The sequence below is a fragment of the Nonomuraea sp. NPDC059023 genome (assembly GCF_042740095.1).
Classification (GTDB): Bacteria; Actinomycetota; Actinomycetes; order Streptosporangiales; family Streptosporangiaceae; genus Nonomuraea.
The window spans coordinates 253,182-273,715 of sequence record NZ_JBHYIO010000005.1; the positions used below are offsets into that span (position 1 = coordinate 253,182).

General features: G+C 72.7%; 18 protein-coding genes. 8 read left to right on the forward strand and 10 right to left on the reverse strand.

Translation table 11 applies throughout. The features are described 5' to 3' along the window. Positions 1-2 precede the first annotated feature (2 nt). Complete coding sequence (locus tag ACFWYW_RS11325; protein ID WP_379616690.1) at positions 3-329, reverse strand: YrdB family protein; 327 nt, start codon at positions 327-329, stop codon at positions 3-5. Positions 330-468: 139 nt separating this feature from the next. Here ACFWYW_RS11325 and ACFWYW_RS11330 point away from each other — a divergent pair, with 139 nt between their 5' ends. Continuing rightward, positions 469-1,182 carry a TetR/AcrR family transcriptional regulator gene (locus ACFWYW_RS11330; RefSeq protein ID WP_379616688.1) on the forward strand — a complete coding sequence of 238 codons (714 nt, stop codon included), beginning with the start codon at positions 469-471 and terminating at the stop codon, positions 1,180-1,182. Here ACFWYW_RS11330 and ACFWYW_RS11335 read toward each other — a convergent pair. The 5 genes from ACFWYW_RS11335 to ddaH all read right to left on the reverse strand — a co-directional run bounded on the left by ACFWYW_RS11335 (position 1,148) and on the right by ddaH (position 8,125). Continuing rightward, positions 1,148-1,744, reverse strand: coding sequence for a TetR/AcrR family transcriptional regulator (locus ACFWYW_RS11335; protein WP_379616686.1), 597 nt, complete (start codon positions 1,742-1,744; stop codon positions 1,148-1,150). The two genes, ACFWYW_RS11330 and ACFWYW_RS11335, sit on opposite strands and share 35 nt — an antisense overlap. 9 nt (positions 1,745-1,753) lie before the next feature. Next, positions 1,754-4,027 carry a PEP/pyruvate-binding domain-containing protein gene (locus ACFWYW_RS11340; RefSeq protein WP_379616684.1) on the reverse strand — a complete coding sequence of 758 codons (2,274 nt, stop codon included), beginning with the start codon at positions 4,025-4,027 and terminating at the stop codon, positions 1,754-1,756. After that, on the reverse strand, positions 4,024-5,376 hold the full coding sequence (locus ACFWYW_RS11345) for an MFS transporter (protein WP_379616682.1): 1,353 nt from the start codon (positions 5,374-5,376) through the stop codon (positions 4,024-4,026). Before ACFWYW_RS11345 ends, ACFWYW_RS11340 begins: the two co-directional genes overlap by 4 nt. 136 nt (positions 5,377-5,512) lie before the next feature. Beyond that, the gene (gene leuA / locus ACFWYW_RS11350; protein WP_379616680.1) at positions 5,513-7,219 is read right to left on the reverse strand and encodes a 2-isopropylmalate synthase; all 1,707 of its coding nucleotides are present in this window, start codon (positions 7,217-7,219) and stop codon (positions 5,513-5,515) included. Between the two features lie 162 nt (positions 7,220-7,381). Further along, positions 7,382-8,125, reverse strand: a complete 744-nt coding sequence (ddaH, locus tag ACFWYW_RS11355) for a dimethylargininase (protein WP_379616678.1) — start codon at positions 8,123-8,125, stop codon at positions 7,382-7,384. A 38-nt stretch (positions 8,126-8,163) separates the two neighbouring features. On the opposite strand from ddaH, the gene ACFWYW_RS11360 reads away from it, so the two are divergent. From ACFWYW_RS11360 to ACFWYW_RS11380, 5 genes are all read left to right on the forward strand, one after another. After that, positions 8,164-8,409 carry a DUF2630 family protein gene (locus ACFWYW_RS11360; RefSeq protein WP_379616676.1) on the forward strand — a complete coding sequence of 82 codons (246 nt, stop codon included), beginning with the start codon at positions 8,164-8,166 and terminating at the stop codon, positions 8,407-8,409. Positions 8,410-8,433: 24 nt separating this feature from the next. After that, entirely contained in the window at positions 8,434-9,417 is a 984-nt protein-coding gene (locus ACFWYW_RS11365) for a GNAT family N-acetyltransferase (protein WP_379616674.1), read from the forward strand. A 109-nt stretch (positions 9,418-9,526) separates the two neighbouring features. Then, positions 9,527-10,843: an MFS transporter gene (locus ACFWYW_RS11370; protein ID WP_379616672.1), complete on the forward strand. Its 1,317-nt coding sequence runs from the start codon at positions 9,527-9,529 to the stop codon at positions 10,841-10,843. Positions 10,844-10,853: 10 nt separating this feature from the next. Next, positions 10,854-11,519, forward strand: coding sequence for a response regulator transcription factor (locus ACFWYW_RS11375; protein WP_379616670.1), 666 nt, complete (start codon positions 10,854-10,856; stop codon positions 11,517-11,519). Further along, positions 11,516-12,862 carry a sensor histidine kinase gene (locus ACFWYW_RS11380; RefSeq protein WP_379616668.1) on the forward strand — a complete coding sequence of 449 codons (1,347 nt, stop codon included), beginning with the start codon at positions 11,516-11,518 and terminating at the stop codon, positions 12,860-12,862. The genes ACFWYW_RS11375 and ACFWYW_RS11380 overlap by 4 nt, the downstream gene beginning before the upstream one ends. Here ACFWYW_RS11380 and ACFWYW_RS11385 read toward each other — a convergent pair. Then, positions 12,841-14,382, reverse strand: a complete 1,542-nt coding sequence (locus ACFWYW_RS11385) for a carboxylesterase/lipase family protein (RefSeq protein ID WP_379616666.1) — start codon at positions 14,380-14,382, stop codon at positions 12,841-12,843. The genes ACFWYW_RS11380 and ACFWYW_RS11385 overlap by 22 nt on opposite strands. After that, complete coding sequence (locus tag ACFWYW_RS11390) at positions 14,379-14,588, reverse strand: hypothetical protein (protein ID WP_379616664.1); 210 nt, start codon at positions 14,586-14,588, stop codon at positions 14,379-14,381. Before ACFWYW_RS11390 ends, ACFWYW_RS11385 begins: the two co-directional genes overlap by 4 nt. Before the next feature lie 102 nt (positions 14,589-14,690). Here ACFWYW_RS11390 and ACFWYW_RS11395 point away from each other — a divergent pair, with 102 nt between their 5' ends. Beyond that, complete coding sequence (locus tag ACFWYW_RS11395; protein ID WP_379616662.1) at positions 14,691-15,287, forward strand: TetR/AcrR family transcriptional regulator; 597 nt, start codon at positions 14,691-14,693, stop codon at positions 15,285-15,287. Here the strand turns inward: ACFWYW_RS11395 and ACFWYW_RS11400 are convergent. Beyond that, positions 15,284-16,189 (reverse strand): TAXI family TRAP transporter solute-binding subunit, encoded by a 906-nt coding sequence (locus ACFWYW_RS11400; RefSeq protein ID WP_379616660.1) that lies wholly within the window; start codon positions 16,187-16,189, stop codon positions 15,284-15,286. The two genes, ACFWYW_RS11395 and ACFWYW_RS11400, sit on opposite strands and share 4 nt — an antisense overlap. Positions 16,190-16,215: 26 nt before the next feature. On the opposite strand from ACFWYW_RS11400, the gene ACFWYW_RS11405 reads away from it, so the two are divergent. Further along, the gene (locus ACFWYW_RS11405) at positions 16,216-17,010 is read left to right on the forward strand and encodes a Mut7-C RNAse domain-containing protein (protein ID WP_379616658.1); all 795 of its coding nucleotides are present in this window, start codon (positions 16,216-16,218) and stop codon (positions 17,008-17,010) included. Here ACFWYW_RS11405 and ACFWYW_RS11410 read toward each other — a convergent pair. After that, the gene (locus ACFWYW_RS11410) at positions 16,966-20,481 is read right to left on the reverse strand and encodes a protein kinase (protein ID WP_379616656.1); all 3,516 of its coding nucleotides are present in this window, start codon (positions 20,479-20,481) and stop codon (positions 16,966-16,968) included. The genes ACFWYW_RS11405 and ACFWYW_RS11410 overlap by 45 nt on opposite strands. Positions 20,482-20,534 lie beyond the last annotated feature (53 nt).

Below are 20,534 nucleotides of genomic sequence, written 5' to 3' on the forward strand. Positions count from 1 at the left end.
GATCAGGCCTGCTTCCAGATGAGGCGGAGAGTCGCGTTGACGGCGAAGAGGATCGCGAAGACGGCGGCCGGAGTGGCGGCGCCCGCGGCGTAGAGTGCGGCGGCCCCGCCGCCGAACCAGAGGATCTCCAGGACGCCCCGCCAGATCCCGGTGGCCGGGAAGGTGGCGTTGACCCCGCCACCGGCGCCGAACAGCGCCCAGGCGGTGATGAAGAGGGCCGGCGCGCCGAGCCCGGCGAGCGTGTTGATGATCCAGTTCGAGCTTACGGTGAATCCCCAGTATCCGACGGCGGCGATGACGCCGAGTTCCAGGAGGAACATCAGCAGCATATTCGCGTTCTTCATCATCTCGGGGACTCCAACCTTCGTGACTGCCGTTCGCTTACGAGAGCAATGCTCTCTCAAAAGAGCACTTTTCGTCAAGAGCAGTGCTCTCGTTTATTGCCACCGCTCTGGTAGCGTGCTGAGTATGACAGCAAGCAGGACCGCGAGAGAACGTGTCAGAGCCGAGCTCACCAAGGAGATCGCCGACATCGCCCGGCGCCAGCTCGCCACGGAAGGGGCGGGCGGGCTGTCGTTGCGCGCCGTGGCCCGCGAGATGGGCATGGTCTCCTCGGCCATCTACCGCTACTTCCCCAGCCGGGACGACCTGCTGACCACCCTGATCATCGACGGCTACAACGCGATCGGGGAGTGCGTGGAGCGGGCCGACGCCGCCGTCGATCGCGGCGACCACCTGGGCCGCTGGCTGGCGGTCTGCCACGCCGTACGCGACTGGGCGCTGACCAACCCCCACGAGTACGCCCTGCTGTACGGCTCGCCCGTACCCGGCTACCAGGCGCCGATGGACACCGTGGAGGCGGCGGTCCGCGACACGGTCGTCTTCGGCCGCATCCTGTCGGACGCCCATGAGGCGGGCGTCCTCGACCCCCCCGGCATCGCGCCCGCTCCCCCGCCCTCGCTGGCCGAGGACGCCGCGCTCGTCCGGGCCGTCATGCCGGGGATCTCCGACCTGGTCGTCTTCCGCGCGATCAACGCCTGGACCGGCCTGTTCGGCTGGGTCAGCTTCGAGTTGTTCGGCCAGTTCAACAACACGCTGGACAACCGCAGGACCGCCTTCGAGCACGCCATGCTCAACAACGCCGCCCTTATGGGGCTGGGCATCCCAGAAGCGGCACGATGATCTCGTCGACCACCTCGACGATGAGCGCGTCGGGGATCGGCGTCCCGTTGAACAGGAAGTACTGCCTGATCATCGCCTGACCCACGTCCAGCCGGCGGGGAGTGACCGCGCCGGCCTCGACCTCGCCGCGCTCGACCGCGCGGCGGACCACCTCGTGCATCATCCTGCGCCCCGCGCCCTGGGAGTTCTCGCGCAGCGCGGCGCCCCGGCCGCGGTCGCCGAGCGCCTCGCTCAGCAGCCCGCGCATGGCCTCGCCGGGGGCGCCGTCCAGCGCGGCCGCTGTGTGGCGGAGCAGGGCCAGCAGGTCGCCGCGCAGGCTGCCGGTGTCGGCCACGTCGGAGGGGTCGGGCAGGACGGAGTAGACCGCCGCCATCACCAGCTCCAGCCGGGTCGGCCAGCGGCGATACAGCGAGGCCTTGCCGGTCCTGGCCCGCTCGGCGACCCGTTCCATGGTCAGCTTGGCGTAGCCGACCTCGGCCAGCTCGTCGAGCGTGGCCCGGAAGATGGCGGCGTGCAGCGCCTCGCCCCGGCGGCGGGGCTGTTTGCGGTGGTCGGTGACCATGGATGCATCCTATGGAGCCTTGCCGACCGTGCCGGTGTCCCCGTCCACGACGACCATGAGCCCGTCGGTCAGCACCGAGGTGCCCTCGCCGGTGCCCATGACCGCCGGGATGCCGTACTCCCTGGCCACGATCGCCGCGTGCGAGCCGGTGCCGCCGGTGTCCACGACGACCGCGGCGGCCCGCTGGAACAACGGCGTCCACGACGGGTTCGTGTACGGGCAGACCAGCACGTCCCCCGCGGCCAGCCGGCCGAACTCGGCGGGCTCGCGGATCACCCTGACCGGCCCCGTCACCGTGCCGCCGCTGGCCGGGGTGCCGGCGACCAGCGCGTCACCGGCCTTGGGCGCGGGGAAGACCGCCCGGGGGTCGATGAGCCGCACACCCCGCAGTTCCTCCCGCTTGGCCGCCCTGGCGAGGATCGTGGCGCGCAGCCTTTCCCGGTACGGCCCGGCCGCCGGATCCTCGATGCCTTCCAGCTCCTCCAGCCGCAGGTGGAAGACGTCCTCCGGGTCGGGCAGCCCGAGCCGCCTGCCCATCTCCACGAGTGACCGGCGCAGGATGGGCTGGGGCATCGTGAAGGAGAAGTGGCTGTCCTCGCGGAAGGCGAGCCCGGCCCGCGCCGCCCGGACCAGCCGCTCGACCCGCCGCCTGCGCCGCGGCGAGCGCAGCCGGGGATGGCTCAGCAGCCGCTCCAGCGGATCGGGGCCGTGCTCTCGCGCGGCGGGGCCGCTCGCGAGCAGCTTGACCATGTCGAGCACGGTGCCGGGGGCGTCGCTCCAGGTGGGCGGCGTGACGAGGATGGGGCTGGCGGTCTCCCGGTGCCCGTACTCAGCCAGGAAGGCCTGAAATCTCCGGTCGAAGCCGGGTTCGTGGAGATGGGCGGCCAGCTCCTCCAGCCCCCGGTTGGCGTCCTCCGTCCGGCTGCCGCCACCCGTGATCACCGTCCCGAAGTGCCTGCCCAGCCGGTACATCTTCAACGTCACCAGCAGGCGCGCCAGCGCCAGCCCGGTCCCCGGCAGGTAGTCGATGCGCAGCTCCGCCACCGGCCCCACCAGGTCGAGCGCCCGCCGGGGCATCGCCCGCAGCTCCGGCCACGGCAGCGCCGCCAGGTCGATCGCCGCCAGCTCCCGCTCACGCTCCAGGAAGGCGAGGTAGCGCGGGTCGCGCGTCCAGGCGGCAGGGTCGTACCGGCGGGCCTTGCGCAGCACGCGGAACGGCAGCCCCAGCAGCCGCGGGCTGGGCCGGGGCCTGGGCGGGACCATCCGGTAGACGACGCCGTCCTCCTCCCTGAGGAAGCCGTCGAACGCGCCCCGGATGCCGAAGTCGGCGGCCACCCGGGCCATCAGCCCGGCGGGGCCGTGCGGGAGCCAGGTCGTCATGTCGATCGGGTAGGGGCGCACCGGCAGGTACTCCAGCAGGATCCCGGCGATGCGGCGCTCGACGGGGTTGAGCCTGCGGCCCAGCGGAGGCGGCGGCAGCGCTGTCATCGGGCGGGCCTGCAGCAGGCTGACGCGGCCGTCCGCGAAGGCCCATTCGAGGTCCATGGGGCGGCCGAAGTGGCCGGCCACCCGGACGCCGAGTTCGGCCAGCTCGCGCAGGGCCGTCTCGGGCAGGCGTTCGGCCGGGCCTTCCTCGCGGGTCTCGGTGGTGCCGCCGCCGGCCGTACCTCTGATGACGACCTCGCGGCGGCCCGCGCGGAAGGCGGTGAGACGGCCCGCGCGGTCGAGCACGTAGTGGTCGGGGGTGACGCGGCCGGAGACGACGGCCTCGCCGAGACCGCTGCTGGCGTCCACGACCAGCGTGGCGCGCTCACCGGTGACGGGGTCGGCGGTGAACATGACGCCCGCCGACTCCGCCTCCACCATGTTCTGCACGACGACCGCGATGCGCACGTCGGCGTCGGGGATGCCGAGCCTGGCGCGGTAGGCGACGGCGCGCTCGGTGAACAGCGAGGCCCAGCAGCGGCGGACCGCGTCCAGGAGCGGGTCCTCGCCGATGACGTTGAGAAAGGTGTCCTGCTGGCCGGCGAACGCGGCGCCGGGCAGGTCCTCGGCGGTGGCGCTGGAGCGTACGGCCACCGGCCCGCCGCCGAGCGCGGCGTAGGCGGCGGCGATCTCCCGCCGGAGGCCGCCGGTCATCTCGGCGCCCGCGGCGGTCGTGACGACGAACCCGTCCGGGACCGGCAGCCCGAGCCGGACCAGTTCCCCCAGGTTGGCGCCCTTGCCGCCGGCCCGATCGAGGTCGGCGCGGCCGAAGTCGCGCAGGGGTGCGACGCGTGTCATACCTCCTCCTCCACATAGGCTCGCTCCTCCACATGGGCCCGGGTACGCAGCGGACGTACAGGCAGCGCGAGCGCCAGCAGGAACGCCACCCCGAGCAGCGGCGCCATCATGGCGAAGACCGGCGGCACGGCCTCGGCGAACCCAGCTCCGGACAGCCGCAGCGTGATCAGGGCTCCGACCACCGCCACCCCCGCCGAGGCCCCGATCTGCCGCAGGAACGTCACCGCCGAGGTGGCCGTCCCGAGATCGGCGTGGGCGACGGTGTTCTGCGCGACGAGCACCATGACCTGCATGACGAGCCCGACGCCGAGCCCGGTCAGCAGCATCACGGCGGCGATCCCCACCGCGCCCTCGGCCACGGCCAGCAGCCCGAGGCCGAGCGCGGCCACGAGCGCGCCCACCACGGGGTACGGCTTGTAGCGCCCGGTCCTGGTGATCAGGCGGCCGGAGACGATCGTGGTGGCCAGCACGCCGCCCATGAGCGCGGTGACCAGCAGCCCGGCCTGGGTGGCGGTGGAGCCGAGCGCGATCTGCAGATAGGCGGGCATGTAGGTGATCGTGCCGAACAGCGCGAACCCGATCAGAAAGCTGATCGCCACCGGTACGGCGAAGCCCCGGTCGCGAAAGAGCCGCAGGGGCAGGATGGGATCGGCCGCCCGCCGCGCCGTGAGCAGCCACGCGCCGGCGCCGGCGGCCGCGACCGCGAGGTAGACCGGCTCCCCCGTCTGCCCGAGCAGCACCATCCCGACCACCGCCACGGCCAGCGTGAGCGCGCCCGCCACGTCCAGCGGGGTCCGCGCGCCCGGCCTGGGCAGGTGGAGCGTACGGCTGAGCACCACCAGCGCGAGCAGCCCGAGCGGCGGGTAGATCGCGAAGATCCACCGCCAGCCCACGGTGTCGATGAACAGCCCGCCGGCCAGCGGGCCGCCGACGGCGGCCACGATGTAGGCGGCGCCGATGAGGCCGAGGTAGCGGCCGCGTTCGCGGGGGCTGACGATCTCGCCGATGATGGCCTGGGCGCCGATCATGAGCCCGCCGCCGCCGATGCCCTGGAGCGCGCGGAAGGCCACGAACTGGGGCATCGACCCGGCGACCGAGCACAGGACGGCACCGGTCACGAAGATCACGATGGCGGCCTGCATGAGGGGCTTGCGGCCGTAGCGGTCGCCCAGCTTGCCGTACACGGGCATCACGACCGTGGCGGCGACCAGGTACGCGGTGACGACGGCCGGCATCTGGTCCAGCCCGCCGAGGGTCGCGGCCACGGCGGGCAGGGCGGGCGCCATGATCGTCTGGTCGAGCGCGCCCAGCAGCATCGCCAGCATGAGCCCGGTCAGCGTGAGCCGCACGCCACACCTCCTTAGAGAACGTGTCGTTCTCTAAGGAGAGTAGATGAATTCCCCGTGAATGAAAAGAGCGCTCCGCCGGCGGCCGGCGGAGCGCTGGGTGAGGGGATCGCGCGGAGGGACGGCCGCCGCGCGAGTCCTAGCGGGAGGCGCGGTTGACCGCGGAGATGATCGCCTTGAGCGAGGCGGTCGTGGTGTTGGCGTCGATGCCCACGCCCCACAGGATCCGGCCGTCCACCTCGCACTCCAGGTAGGAGGCGGCCTTGGCGTCCGTGCCCGCGCTCATCGCGTGCTCCACGTAGTCGAGCACCCGTACCTGGATGCCGATTCCGGCGATCGCGTCGATGAAGGCCGAGATGGGGCCGTTGCCGTTGCCCTCGATCTCGCGGATCTCCCCGTCGAGGCGGATGTCGGCGCCGATGCGGTCCTGGTCGTCCACGGTCGACTCGTGACGGTGGGCCATGAGGCTGAGCCGGCCCCAGCGGTTGCCGGGCGTCGGCAGGTACTCGTCCTGGAAGATCTCGAACATCTCGCCCGGCGTGACCTCGCCGCCCTGCGCGTCGGTGCGGGCCTGCACGACCTTGGAGAACTCGATCTGCAGGCGGCGCGGCAGGTCGAGCTGATGGTCGGCCTTCATGATGAAGGCGACGCCGCCCTTGCCGGACTGGCTGTTGACGCGGATGACCGCCTCGTAGCTGCGCCCGATGTCCTTGGGGTCGATCGGCAGGTACGGCACCGCCCACGTGAAGGAGTCGACCGGCACGCCCGCCGCGGCGGCGTCGGCGGCCAGGTGCTCGAAGCCCTTCTTGATGGCGTCCTGGTGGGAGCCGGAGAAGGCGGTGTAGACCAGCTCGCCGCCCCACGGGTGGCGCGGGTGCACGGGCAGCTGGTTGCAGTACTCGGTGACGCGGCGGATCTCGTCGATGTCACTGAAGTCGATCTCGGGGTCGACGCCCTGCGAGAACAGGTTCATGCCCAGGGTCACCAGGCAGACGTTGCCGGTGCGCTCGCCGTTGCCGAACAGGCAGCCCTCGATGCGGTCGGCGCCGGCCATGTAGCCCAGCTCGGCGGCGGCCACCGCGGTGCCGCGGTCGTTGTGGGGGTGCAGCGACAGGACGATCGAGTCGCGCCTGCTCAGGTTGCGGTGCATCCACTCGATCTGGTCGGCGTAGACGTTGGGCGTGGCCATCTCGACGGTGGCGGGCAGGTTGATGATGACCTTGCGGTCGGGGGCGGGCTGCCACACCTCGGTGACCGCGTCGCACACCTCGACGGCGTAGTCCAGCTCGGTCCCGGTGAACGACTCGGGCGAGTACTGGTAGAAGACGTCGACGTCGCTCGCCTCGGCGAGCTTGCGGACGAGCTTGGCGCCCTCGACGGCGATGGCGGTGATGCCCTCGCGGTCCTGGCCGAACACGACGCGGCGCTGGAGCGTGGAGGTGGAGTTGTACAGGTGGACGATGGCCTGCCTGGCGCCCTGGATGGACTCGAAGGTGCGCTCGATCAGCTCGGGCCTGGCCTGGGTCAGCACCTGGATCACCACGTCGTCCGGGATGCGCCCCTCGTCGATGATCTGGCGGACGAAGTCGAAGTCGGTCTGGCTGGCGGCGGGGAAGCCGACCTCGATCTCCTTGTAGCCCATCTTGACCAGCAGGTCGAACATCTGGAGCTTGCGGTGGGAGTCCATCGGGTCGATCAGCGCCTGGTTGCCGTCACGCAGGTCTACCGCGCACCATCGGGGCGCCTTGGTGATCATCTTGCCGGGCCAGGTGCGGTCGGCGAGCCGGACGGGCTCGAACGCCTGGTAACGCTGGACGGGCATGGAGGTGGGCTGCTGAGCGGTCATCTGAGGTGTCCTCAAAGTCGGTCCGAACGGCCGACGCGCATGGCTCGCTCCGCGACGAGGGAGCCGGCCTGCTTCAGAGGCCCTCGCCGCGGCAGCTAAGAAGCAGCCCGCGCAGCATGCGTTTCACGTTAGCAGACGTCTCGCCGTGCGCCCTCCCTGATCTCACCTGATGAGAACCGAAAGACAGGTCACACAGCCCTCCAGCTTCTCAAACTCCGAAATATCCACGCTCAGGACCTTGAGCCCCCTATTTCGCAGCATGTGTGCTGTTTCCGGGGCGGAGGCCGCCATCAGCACGGTCTCCTCGTCCAGCACGACCACGTGCGAGCCCGCCTCCTCCGGGGGCTCCAGCAGGCCCGGCAGATCGACCAGCGACGGGTCTCCGATCAGCGTGCCGTCCGGCAGCGCGGTCACGGCCGACTTCAGATGCAGCACCCCGCGCAACTCCACCGGGACCACGCTCCGGTCGGGCAGGTGCCCGGCGAGCTGGGCGATGCCCTCGTCGTTGGTGCGGGCCGAGCGTCCGGCGTACACGGTCGCGCCGACCTGAAGGACGTCGCCGCCGTCGAGCGTGCCGGGCGCCTCGACGGCCACGGCGCGCAACCCCTGGCCCCGCACGGCCTCGGCGACCGCCGCCACCTCGGGCCGCCGTTCCGGCGCCCCCGGACGCGTGAGTACGGCCAGCCGCCCGCACACCACCACGGTGTCCTCCACGAACACCGCGTCCGGCAGGTCGTCGGCCCGCGGCACGTGGACCGGGTCCCAGCCCGCCTCCCCCAGCGCGCCGACGTAGGCCGCGTGCTGCTCCAGGGCGAGCGCGTAGTCGACCGCCCGCCGTTCGAGATGGGTGACGATGCCCTCGGCCAGGCGCCGGCCAGGTTCCCTTACCACCGCGATACCCCGCATAGGGCGTGTTCTATCACGCGCCGGTTAGAGTCAGGATCATGCAGGATAACGAGATTCTCACCAGGATCAGCGCCCTCGTCGCGGAGGAGCACGAGCTGCGCGACCGCCTGTCGACGGGCGAAGTGACCTCGGAGGAGGAGAACGCGCGGGTCAAGGAGCTGGAGGTCGCGCTCGACCAGTGCTGGGACCTGCTCAGGCAGCGCCGGGCCCGCCGGGGCATCGGGGAGAACCCCGACGAGGCGGCCGCCCGCCCGGCCAGCGAGGTCGAGAGCTACCAGCAGTAAAACCGGTGGCGGGAAGAGGCGCGCGTGCGTTTGCCTGACGGCATGACGATCCAGCAAGTAGATCTCGACGGCCCCCTGGACGAGGTGTACGCCGCCTACCGCGCGGCCACCGGCCACCGGCCGGGCCCGGTCATGTCGCAGCGTCACTACGAGTGGCTGATGCGCCGGGGCGACGCCGGCTCCCGGGTCGAGGCGTGGGCCGCGGTCGAGGACGGCCGGATCGTCGGCGGTCTCGGCCTGCAGTACCCGCTGCTCGACAACACGCATCTCGTCGTGGTGTTCGAGGCGTTCGTCGTGCCCGGCCACCGGCGGCGTGGCATCGGCAGGGCCCTGTACGAGCACACGAAGGAACGGGTCAGGGCCGAGGGCAGAAGGCTGCTGGTCGGCGAGACCGAGAAGACGGGCAGCGGGGCCGCGTTCATCGCCGCGATGGGCGGCCAGGTCGTGCTGCCCGAGGCCCGCCGTACGCTGGACCTGCGCAAGGCCGACTGGCCGGCGATCAGGGCGATGCTGCCGCGGGCCGAGGGCTACCACGTGGAGCGCTTCACCGGCCCCGCGCCCGAGAAACTGCTGGCCGATCTCGCGCACCTCATCGGCGGCATGAACGACGCGCCGCGCGGCGCGGACATCGAGGAGATGCGCTTCGACACCGACCGGATGCGCGCGTTCGAGGCGTCGATCGTGCCCAGCGGCGGCGACTCCTACGCCATGATCGCCCGCCGTACCTCCGACGGCGCCCCCGCGGGTTACACGCGCATCTACATCGAGGCCGACCGCTCCGACGGCTGGGCCCGCCAGGCCGACACCACCGTGCTCGCCGCCCATCGCGGCCGCAGGCTCGGGCTTCTGCTGAAGGTCGCCAACCTGCTGTGGCTGCGTGAATGCGAGCCGCAGGTGGAGCAGGTCGTCACCTGGAACGCCACCTCCAACCGGCACATGCTGGCGATCAACGAGGCGATGGGCTTCGAACTGCTCGACGAGTGGAACACCTGGCAAACGGACGTCTGACGTTTCGCCGATGTTAAGCGCAGGTTAGATATGCGCCCGCTCCCCTTGGCAGAAGAACCTTCGGCGGAGAGGCTCTGGCCAGCACAGACGCCCCCCTGGAGGTATCCCGTTGAGCAAGGCACGCATGCCGTGGAAGAACGTCATCGGCGGTTCCGTCGGCAACCTCGTCGAGTGGTATGACTGGTTCGTCTACGCGAGCTTCGCCACCTACTTCGCGGCGTCCTTCTTCCCCAAGGGCGATTCCACCGCCCAGTTGCTGAACACCTTCGGCATCTTCGCCGTCGGCTTCTTCATGCGCCCGATCGGCGGCTGGCTGCTCGGGCGCTACGCCGACCGCAAGGGCCGCAAGGCCGCCATGACCATGACGGTCACGCTGATGTCGGCCAGCGCCCTGCTGATCGCGATCGCGCCCACGTACGACACGATCGGCGGCGCCGCCGCGGTGGTCCTGCTCGTGGCCCGGCTGCTGCAGGGCATCTCGGTCGGCGGCGAGTACGCGGCCAGCGCCACCTTCCTGACCGAGGCCACCCCGCCCGGCCGGCGCGGCTTCGCCTCCAGCTTCCAGTACGTCTCGATGACCGCCGGCCAGCTCGTCGGCCTCGGCCTGCAGATCATCCTGCAGAACTCCATGACCGAGGAGGCCCTGAAGTCCTGGGGCTGGCGCATCCCGTTCATCATCGGCGCCCTGGCCGCCGCGGTCGTGTTCTACCTGCGGCGCAGCCTGATGGAGACGGAGGCCTACGGCGAGGAGTCCGCCGGCGCGCACGACGCCAAGGACCGCGGCACGCTCAAGGCGCTCTTCACCCACAAGAAGGAGTTTCTGCTGGTCATCGCCCTGACCATGGGCGGCACCGTCGCGTACTACACCTACACGACCTACCTGACCACGTACCTGTCGAACACCGCCGGGCTGTCGAAGGCGACCGCCTCGACCGTGAGCTTCTGCGCGCTGTTCATCTTCATGTGCGTCCAGCCCGCGGCCGGAGCGCTGTCGGACCGGATCGGACGGCGCCCGCTGCTGATCACCTTCGGCGTCGGCTCGACACTCGGCACCGTGCCGCTCATGTACGCGCTGTCGTCGGTCAGCGGCTTCTGGAGCGCGCTGCTGCTCTCGCTCGTCGGCCTGCTCATCATCACCGGCTACACCTCGATCAACGCGGTGGTGAAGGCCGAGCTGTTCCCGACCAACATCCGGGCGCTCGGGGTGGCGCTGCCGTACGCGATCGCCAACGCCCTGTTCGGCGGCACCGCCCAGTACGTGGCGCTGTGGTTCAAGGGCGCGGGCATGGAGCCCGGCTTCTACTGGTACGTGGCCGGGTGCGCCGCCGTCTCCCTCGTCGTGTACTTCAGCATGCGCGAGACCCGCGACGCCGCCCTGACACGCAGTGAGCGCGGCGTGGCCGAGGCGGTTCCCGAGCGCGTCTAACCTGGTCGGCATGCGAGTTCTCCTGGTCGAGGACGACGACCGGCTCGCGGCGGCACTCACCACGGCACTGTCGCGGCACGGGCACGAGGTCGTCCGTGCCGCGCTGGCCGTGGACGCCCTCCGCCTGGCGGGGGGCGTCGACTTCGTCCTGCTGGACCTCACGCTGCCCGACATGGACGGGCTCGACGTGCTGCGCCGGTTGCGCCGCAGCTCCGCCGTACCGCTGATCGTGGTGACGGCGCGGGTCGAGGAGCGCGAGGTGCTGCGCGGGCTGCGCTCCGGCGCCGACGACTACCTCGTCAAGCCGTTCCGCACGGCGGAGCTGATGGCGCGCATGGAGGCCGTGCTGCGCCGCGGCACCCGCCCGCTGCCGGTGCGCGACGAGGTCGTGACCGTCGGGGACGTGCGGATCGACCTGGACGCCCGGCAGGTGCACGTGGCAGGCGCGCAGATCACGCTGACCCGGCGCGAGTTCGACGTGCTGGCGCTGCTGGCCCGCAGTCCCGGCGTTGTGCGCAGCCGCGAGGAGATCCTCGACGAGGTCTGGGGCGACCCGCTGCTGTCGGCCTCCCGCTCGCTCGACGTGCACGTGGCGGGCCTGCGCGCCAAGACGGGCCGGCCCGGCCTGGTCGAGACCCTGCGCGGCACCGGCTACCGCCTGGGTTCGACGGCGTGAACTCCCGGCTGGTGGTGACCTTCACCACGCTGATCGTCTTTCTCATCGCGGCGCTGGCCGTACCGCTGGGGCTCTTCTACTCCTCGCACCGCACCAACCGGCTGCTGCTCGACCGCCGCGCGGACGCCACCCGCTTCGCCGAGCTGGCCGACCAGTCGGCGCGCGACGCCGACCACTCCGCGCTGAGCGCGGAGATCGAGCGTTACAGCGAGCTGTACGGCGCGGCCGTCCGCGTGCTCGGCCGCGACAGGAAGGTGCTGGCCGAGGCCGGGCGGATGACCGCCGACACCGGCGCGGCGACCAGGCTGGCCCTGTCCGGCCGCACCACCGAGGAACTGCCGGCCATCGGCCCGCTCGGCCCGCGGACGGTGCTGCTGGCCGAGCCGGCGGGCCGCGACGCCCAGTTGTCCGGCGTGGTGCTCCTGCAGGCCCGCACCGACAACGCCCGCACGGACGTCACGCTCGTCTGGGGCGCTCTGGCGGCCGGCGCCCTGATCGCGCTGGCCTACTCGGTGCTGGCGGCGCGCCGCCTCGCCCGCTGGATCCTGCGCCCGGTCACCGAGCTCGACCGCACCACGCGGGCGATCGCCGAGGGCCAGCTCGACGCCCGCGCCCACCCGGGCAACGGCCCGTCGGAGCTGCGCCGCCTGGAGGAGCGCTTCAACGCCATGGCCGACGCCGTCTCCGGCGCGCTGGAGCGCCAGCGGGCGTTCGTGGCCGACGCCTCGCACGAGCTGCGTACCCCGCTGACCGTGCTGTCGCTGCGGCTGGAGAACCTGGAGCCGCACCTGCGTGAGGAGGGCTCGGCCGAGTACGAGGAGACGCTGGCCGAGCTCGACCGCCTGGCGCTGCTGGTCGAGGACCTGCTGGCGCTGGCCAAGGTCGAGGCGGGCGCGGTCACGGCCACCGCGCAGACCGCCCTCGCGCCGCGCCTGGCGGGCTGGCGCGAGGTCTACACCGCGCGCGGCCTGACCCTGGAGGTCACGATCCCGGCGGAGGCGGAGGTTCCCGAGCCGGTGGCCCGCATCGCCGACATCGCGCTGGACAACGCCCAGAAGTTCGTCCCCTCCGGCGGCAAGGTCGAGGTGACCCTCGGCGACGGCGTGCTCCGGGTCGCCGACGACGGCCCCGGGCTCGGCGAGGACGAGCGGGCCGAGGCGCAGGGCCGGTTCTGGCGCTCCGGCTCCCACGCCAACGTGCCGGGCAGCGGCCTGGGCCTGGCCATCGCCGCCGAACTGGCCAGGGCGTGCGGGGCGGCGCTCAGCCTGCTGCCCGCCTGCCCGCACGGCCTGGTCGTCGAGATTCGCCTGGGCTCGGGCGCTCAGAACCAGAGCCCGCAGTGATGCCCGCCCTTCATGTCGTACGGCCGCGCCGCGCCCTGCGTCAGCTCCAGCGCCCGATCCGTCCCGTCGAGACGCGGCCAGCGCGGGCTGCCGCCCCCGTTCGGATCCCCGGTGCGGACGAACCGCGTCCAATAGCCCACCACCCGCTCGGCCAGCGCCCGCTGCCCGGCGTTCTTGCCCGGCGCGTCCACGAAGTCGAACAGGGCGAACGTCTCGGCCCCGTGCGCGGTGACCTCGCCCATGTGCGGGGGCAGCGGTCCGGCGACCGCGGGCGCGGTGGGGTCGGTGAACAGGTAGGCGTAGGTGGGGGCCTTGCGCGCGTGCAGGCGCCCTGACTTCCAGGTGGGGCAGATCCAGTCGCGGTCGCTGAACACCCTGCTCACCGCCGCGGCGGCGGAGGGGTGGTCACTTCGTGGGTAGCGCCGCCCGACGCGGGCGGCGTCCGCGCCGAAGGCCTTCTTCAGCATGGCCGGGTAGTCGCGCTCGCCGATGCCGTCCGGGTAGGCCCAGAGCGTGAACTCGGCGTGCTCGTCGCGCGTGTTGCCCTGCAGGAGCGGGACGTCCGCCTCCTTCCCGGCGGCGAAGACCTTGGCGGGCTCGCGCGGGACGAACGGCGTGCCGTACGACAGGAGCGGGAAGCCGCCTGTGTGGGGCAGCAGTTCGCCCGCCTTCTTGCCGCGCAGGCAGGCCACGTCCGCGCAGGACATCCGCTCGGCCAGCGCGCGCCCGTTCCGCTGGACGGTGCCGAGCGGGTGCCAGGAGGACGTCTGCCCCAGGCCAGGCCCGAGCGCGCCGGCCGGATGGCTCATAAGGCATGATCCGCTCTCGACGACGGCCTGCCTGAACAGGCCCCTGGCGGGCGGTGAGGTCATGAGCGTGCAGACGCTCATCGCCCCGGCCGAGGCTCCGGCGAGCGTCACCTTGCCCGGATCGCCGCCGAAGCGGGAGATGTTGGCCTTCACCCAGTTCAGGGCGGCCACCTGGTCCTGCAGGCCGAAGTTGGTCTCGCGGCCGAGCTCGGGGTGGGCGAAGAAGCCGAAGACGCCCAGGCGGTAGTTGACGGTGACGACCACGATGTCGCCGGTCCTGACCAGGCGGGTGGGGTCGTAGATGGAGCCCGCGCCGCTGAGGAAGCCCCCGCCGGGCACCCATACCATGACCGGGCGGTTCGCGCCCGGCCGCGCGGGGGTGGTCACCTCGACGGTCAGGCAGTCCTCGCTGGTCGGCGTGCCCTTGGGCATGTCGGGCGCCTCCAGCTGCATGCAGGCGGGGCCCGGCCTGGTCGCGTCGCGCACGCCCTTCCACGCCGGTGCCGGCTGAGGCGCCCGCCAGCGCCGGTCGCCGACGGGCGGGGCGGCGTAGGGCAGGTCGCGGAACCTGCGGACGCCGCCGTCCTCGGCCCCGCGCACCTCGCCCTGGGCCGTCCGCACGACCGGCCCCTTCACCCCGGCGGCGGGTACGGCCGCGCCGCATCCCGTCAGCGCTGCCGCCACGACCAGGACGGACAGGATCTTCCTCACTTGCCCTTCCCCTTCCGCGCGGCCCACGCCGCCGAGAGCCCGCCGGCGACGACGGCGATCGCGTAGCAGAACATCCACGGACCGAACCCGCCGGGCAGCCACTGCAGGAACCCGCCGTCGGCGTGGTCGGCCAGCAGCCTGATGGCTCCCTGCGCGCCCACGACCAGCAGGAGGACCCCGATCACCTGAACTGCCGTGTACTTCACTGCGAAACCTCCGAATTTTTGTGGTTCGATCGCACCATAATCCGTTTTGGTACGATCGCACCACAAACCAAAGTCGAAGCTCGCCCTACCAAGGACGGACGCATGCCCCGCCACGCCGACCACGACCAGCGCCGCCGCCAGATCGCCGAGGCCGTGTGGCGGCTGGCCGTCAAGGGCGGGCTGGAGCACGTCACCCTGCGGCAGGTCGCCGGCGAGGCCGGGGTGTCGGCCCGGCTTCTGCAGTACTACTTCGGCACCCGCGACCAGCTCCTGCTCGGCGCGCTGGAGATCCTCAACACGGTCTCCGGCGAGAGCGCGCGGCGGCGGCTGGAGCGGATCAGCGAGAAGCCCGACCCGCGCACGATCGTGCGCGGGGTGCTCATGGAGTTGCTGCCGCTGGACGCCGAACGCCGGGAGCGGCACCTGGTGTTCGTCGCGTACTTCGTGCACATGCTCGTCGACCCGGCCCTGGCCGCGACGGTCCGCGAGACGCCGCCGGGTCTGCAGCGGCTGCTCGTCGACATGCTCGGCCAGGGGCGCGAGCAGGGGCAGGTGGGGCCGGAGGTGGACATCCCGGCGGAGGCCGCGTTCCTGCTGGCCGGGGCCGAGGGGCTCCAGGCCGGTGTGCTGCTCGGCCAGCACACGCCCGAACAGGCCGTGGCCCTGATCGACCACCAGCTCGGGCGGATCTTCAGCTAGCCGTACACCGAGCGGTAGTAGCGGGCGGCGCCGGGGTGGAGGGGGACGGCGCCGGTGCCGATGGCGTAGCGGCGGTCGAGGCGGCCGCCCGGGGCGTCGGGTGCCTGGAGGCGGTCGCGGCTGGCGAACAGGGTCGCGGTCAGCTCCCTGGCCAGCTCCACGTCCAGGTCGCGGCGGCAGACCAGGTAGCTGGGCGTGCCGACCGTGGCCACCGGCTCGGCGGCGCCGTACACGCCGGCCGGGAACGCGGCGTGCTCGTACAGCGGGCCGTGCGCGCGGCGCAGGATCGGCACCAGCGTGTCCAGCGCGAGCAGCCGCACGTCGTCGAGCACGGCCAGCGCGGGCGTGGGCACGCCGCCCGACCAGAAGAAGGCGTCGACCCTGCCGTCGCGCAGCGCCTTGATCGACGCGTCCAGCCCGAGCTTGAGCGGGCGGGTGCCGGTCAGCCCCGCCGCCCGCAGCACCCGCTCGGCGGTGACGGCGGTGCCCGACCCCTCGGCGCCGAGCGAGACCGACCGTCCGGCCAGGTCCCTCGGCGCCATGACCGCCGAGCCCGCGCGCACGACCAGGTGCACGTAGTTCATGTACATGCGGGCCAGCGCGGCCACCGGCTGCCGGCGCACGCGCACCGCGTGGTCGGCGCTGTCGGCCAGCGCGAACGCGGCGTCGGCCCGGCCGTCGCTGAGCATCTCCAGGTTCTCGACGCTGGCGGCGGTCTTGAGCACGCCGACCTCGAAGCCGACCCGCCGCAGTTCCGCCGCGAACCGATCCCCCAGTTGCTCGTACGGCCCGCCCGCCGACCCCGTGGCCAGCCGGATCCGCCCGCCCTCCCACTCCCCCGCGGCGCAGCCCGCCAACGCGAGCCCGGCGAGGGCGAGGAGGGAACGGCGCGGCAGACTCACCCCACCAAGGTATCCGCACCGCCGAAATGGGGGTGATCCCCCGACGGCCCGCGTGGCATCCTGACCGTGTGGACGAGACGGACATACGCCTGCGCATCGCCCCCGAACTGCGGCTCTTCCTGCCCGCGAGCCGCCGCCAGGAGTGGCAGCGGGCACAGGCGGACCGCACGTCCACGCTCGGCCACGTGGTGGAGTCCCTGGGCATCCCGCTGACCGAAGTGGGCCCGATGACGGTGGCCGGCACCGGCGTGGGCCCCGCCTACCAGCCGTGCGGCGGCGACGTCGTGGACGTGGCCCCGGTCCCCAGGCCCCAGCCGTTGTCGGCGGAGCCGCGCTTCCTCCTGGACGTCCACCTGGGCACGCTGGCCAGGCGGCTGCGGCTGCTCGGCATCGACACCGCGTACCACAACGACATGGACGACCCCGCGCTGGTGGTCCAGGCCAACGCCGAGCGCCGGGTGCTGCTCACCCAGGACCGCGGCCTGCTGCGCCGCCGGGCGCTGTGGCTGGGCGCGTACGTGCGGGGCGCCAAGGCCGACCTCCAGCTCGGCGACCTCCTGGACCGCTTCGCCCCGACGCTGCGCCCCTGGACGCGGTGCACCGCCTGCAACGGCGTGCTGGCCGAGGTGCCGAAGAGCGAGGTGGCGAACACGCTGCGCGATGGCACCCGGCGCAGCTACGACGCGTACGGCCGGTGCCGCGAGTGCGGCCAGGTGTACTGGCGCGGCGCCCACAGCGACCACCTGGAGAAGATCGTCACACGTGCGCAGGACGCCCTAACCGGCATCGGCGCACACGCGGAACGGTTCCGCCTCCGGTAGGTAGTGGCTCCATTCCTGGCTGGTGAGCGGTCTTCCCGCGGCCTGGCAGGCGGCCCGTGCGAGGCGTACCGGATCGAGCGGGTGGGTGCGCAGCACTCCTTCGGGCGTCGCGCTGAGGAGCGTCCTGCCGTCCTCGGCGAAGGCGATCGCCGCGCCCTCCATGAATCCGTACTCTGTCATGCCGTCGAACACGGTCCCGAGTGCCTGCCGCGTCCGGATGTCCCACAGCCTGATCTGGTCGCCGAAGCCGTAGGCGGCGAGCATCGTGCCGTCGCGCGACCAGGCCAGCCCCGTGGCCTCGAACCCCGGCGGCACGGGCAGGTCGTCGATCCTGGCCGTCAGCCGGGCGTCCCAGAGCACGAGGCGGCCCGTCGTCCAGACGGCCAGGTACCGGCCATCCGGGCTGAAGGCGTAGACCTGCAGCGACGTGCCGAGCATTCTGGGACGGGCCAGCCGCGTCCCCTTGAGCGGGTCGATCAGTGCCGTGGCGGTCATCAGGACGCGCCCGTCGGGACGCCAGGCGGTCACGCCGCCGCTCTCGACGTCCGTGGCGAGCGACGCGCCGGTTCGGAGGTCGCGCAGTTCGAGAGGCAGCGCCCCGTCGATCCCGCCGGTGGCGATGGCGAGGGTCCGGCCGTCGGGGCTGAACTCCAGGCCGTCGACCGAGCTCGCCTTGGGATTCGCGGGCCGGAAGGAGGTGAGCCCCGTCCCCGTGCCCGTGTCGATCAGCATCACGCCGTCGTCCGTGCCCACGGCCAGCCGGCGGCCCGTGGGGTCGAAGGCCAGCTTGCCCTGCAGTGTGGGATCGCCCCAGGCGATGGGGACGCCCACCGGGCGTGCGCGTGCCACGTCCCACAGCCGCACCTCGCCGCGCGCGAAGGTGGCGAGCAGGCGGCCGCCCGGGGCGAACTCGGCGGTGCCCAGCGAGTCTCCGCCGACGACGGGCTTGTCGAGGAGGGTGGCCAGGCTGACCGTGTGGATCACACCACCGCTCATCACCAGGCGGATGGCCCGGTCGCCCGGGTCGAGCCGGACGGACTGCAGGTCGGCGGAGGTCTCCATGCGCAGGATCTGCTGATTGTCCGAGCGCCGCTGCACCATGATGTCGCCCAGAAGATCCCAGTGGGCGATCAGCTCGTCGCCGAACCCGAAGGTGAGGGCACGCGCCACCTCGCCGGGGAACACGCTGCGGCGCGTGGCGCCCGACTCGACGTCCCGCACCTTGAGCCAGCGCTCTTCACCCTTCGACGCCTCCTCCGCGTACGCGAGCGAGCGCCCGTCCTTGCTGATCTCGACGGTTTCGACACCACGCGTCCGCGGCAGTCCCGGCAGGTCGATCCGCCGGTTCGCGCGCAGGTCCCAGAGCTCGACCCGGCCACGCCTCGGTGTCACCACCCCGCGGGCGCCCTGGTCGTCGACGGCGGACAGGTCCGCCCGCAGCGCCTTCCTGTCCTTCACCGTCCACCAGCGCCGCCCGCCGTCGGCGTCGGGGACGGCCAGCAGCCGCTCGCCGGCCTCGAAGGCCAGCTCGCCGGGGTCGGTGGCCTCCAGGCCCGTCGCGAACGCGCCGCCGATCGGCCGGCCGGACGCGAGATCCAACAGCCGCACCGCACGATCGTCCTGGAGCGCCAGGATCTTCCCGTCGGCCGTGACCGCGGCCCGCCCCGCCGCCCCGACGCCGGTGAACTGCCTGAGCTGACGGTGCGCCCGCACGTCCCACAACCGCGCCTGCCCGTTCTGCACCGCGACGAGCAGACGCCCGTCGCGGCTCGTGGCGTACACCACGTCGGAGGCGGCGTCGGGGTCGGTGAAGGTGTCGGTGAACCGCTGCGAGCGCGAGTCGATCAGCGCGGCCCTGGTCTCCGGGATGCCGGGATCCAGCCGGTACGCCGCCACGCTCAGCAGCACGGCCAGCTTCGGGTCGTTCACCCGCAGCCCGGCGGCGCGCAGGGCCAGCGCGCGGGCGGTGGCGGCGTCGCGCTGGGCCGCGACCTCCGTCCTGCGGTACTCGGCCAGGGCCAGCCCGCCCAGGGCCAGCACGAGGAGGACGGCCATCGCGCCGGCCAGCATCGCGCGCAGCCGTACCTGGCGGCGGGAGCGGGCGGTGGCGGCGTCCAGGAACTCGCGTTCCAGCCGCACCAGCGTGAGGTCCCTGCGCTCGGCCGCCGCCCAGCGCAGGGTGCGGTCCAGGTGGGAGCCGTGCAGGAGGTCGGCGGGTTTCCTGCCGTGGTCGTCCCAGAAGCGCGCCGCCTCGGCCAGCCGGCGCTGCACGGGCAGGCCGTCGCGGTTGTCGGCCACCCATTCCCGCAGTCTGGGCCAGGCCTGCACCAGGCCGGGCCTGGCCAGCGCGTACGTGCCCTCGCCTGGCACGGACACCAGCCCGGACGCGGTGAACAGCGCCAGCAGCCCGTCGACCGCCTCCTCCTCGGGCAGTTCGGCGCGGGTGACCTCCCTGACGCTCTCGCCGTCGGCCATGCGCAGGAACACCTCGGGGGCGGCGGCGCGTTCGCGTTCCGACAGCTCGCCGTAAAGCTCCTCGGCGACCGCGCCGAGGCCGGGCTCGGCGGCGGGCCCGCCGAGCGTGGCGGCGAGCGCGCCCCCACGGGCGAGCGGCGCGTCCGCGTCACCCCCGCCCGCATCACCCCCGTCCGTGTCGCCCTCGCCCGTGTCACCCTCGCCCGGGTCGCTTTCGTCCGGCAGTCCCAGCAGTGCCAGCAGTACGGCCCGCGCCCGCGGCCGCCGCCCCGGTTCCTGGGCCAGCGCCGCGGCCACCAGCGGCCCGAGCGGCTCAGGCAGCCCTTCCACGTCGGCCCGGAACCCGAGCACCTCCGACACCACCGCGACCGGATCGCCCGTCTCGATCGCGTCCACCCCGCGCGCCGCGAACAGCACGACCAGCCCCCACGACCACAGATCGGCCGCCGTGCCCGCCCCCCGCCCGGTGAACAGCTCGGGCGCCATGTAGGTCGGCGTCCCCATCACCGGCCCGGTCGTGGTGGGCCCGTCCTCCCGCGCCACCCCGAAGTCGATCACCCGCGGCCCGTCCGGCCCCAGGATGATGTTGTCCGGCTTGAGGTCGCGGTGCACGACGCCGGCCCGGTGGATGGCGGCCAGCGCGGTCGCCACGCCGACGGCCAGCCGGTGCAGCCCCTCCCCCTCGTACGGCCCGGCCTCCGCGACCACCTCCCGCAAGGTCCGCCCCGGCACGAACTCGCTGACGATGTACGGCACGCCGAGATCCACCTCGACCACCCGGGCGGTGCAGAAGGCCGCCACCCGCCGCGCCGCGTCCGCCTCCTTGCCCAGCCGCCGCCGGGACTCGGGCGAGTCGGCGCGCGGTACCTTGATGGCGACCCGCTCCCCGCCGGGCCCATAGGCGTCGTAGACCACCCCCTGCCCGCCCGCGCCGAGCCGGCCCGCCAGCCAGTAGCCGCCGAGACGGTGTGGGTCAGAAGGAGTAAGCGCCGCCATCAGATATGAAATTCTGTGCCCATAAAAGATCACAGACGCCTGGATTGCGGGAA

Bases quoted from the DNA above. Each gene is read 5' to 3' on its own strand.
- ACFWYW_RS11325 (WP_379616690.1), bottom strand. From the start codon at position 329: ATGCTGCTGATGTTCCTCCTGGAACTCGGCGTCATCGCCGCCGTCGGA.
- ACFWYW_RS11330 (WP_379616688.1), top strand. From the start codon at position 469: ATGACAGCAAGCAGGACCGCGAGAGAACGTGTCAGAGCCGAGCTCACC.
- ACFWYW_RS11335 (WP_379616686.1), bottom strand. From the start codon at position 1,744: ATGGTCACCGACCACCGCAAACAGCCCCGCCGCCGGGGCGAGGCGCTG.
- ACFWYW_RS11340 (WP_379616684.1), bottom strand. From the start codon at position 4,027: ATGACACGCGTCGCACCCCTGCGCGACTTCGGCCGCGCCGACCTCGAT.
- leuA (WP_379616680.1), bottom strand. From the start codon at position 7,219: ATGACCGCTCAGCAGCCCACCTCCATGCCCGTCCAGCGTTACCAGGCG.
- ddaH (WP_379616678.1), bottom strand. From the start codon at position 8,125: ATGCGGGGTATCGCGGTGGTAAGGGAACCTGGCCGGCGCCTGGCCGAG.
- ACFWYW_RS11360 (WP_379616676.1), top strand. From the start codon at position 8,164: ATGCAGGATAACGAGATTCTCACCAGGATCAGCGCCCTCGTCGCGGAG.
- ACFWYW_RS11375 (WP_379616670.1), top strand. From the start codon at position 10,854: ATGCGAGTTCTCCTGGTCGAGGACGACGACCGGCTCGCGGCGGCACTC.
- ACFWYW_RS11395 (WP_379616662.1), top strand. From the start codon at position 14,691: ATGCCCCGCCACGCCGACCACGACCAGCGCCGCCGCCAGATCGCCGAG.
- ACFWYW_RS11405 (WP_379616658.1), top strand. From the start codon at position 16,216: ATGGGGGTGATCCCCCGACGGCCCGCGTGGCATCCTGACCGTGTGGAC.
- ACFWYW_RS11410 (WP_379616656.1), bottom strand. From the start codon at position 20,481: ATGGCGGCGCTTACTCCTTCTGACCCACACCGTCTCGGCGGCTACTGG.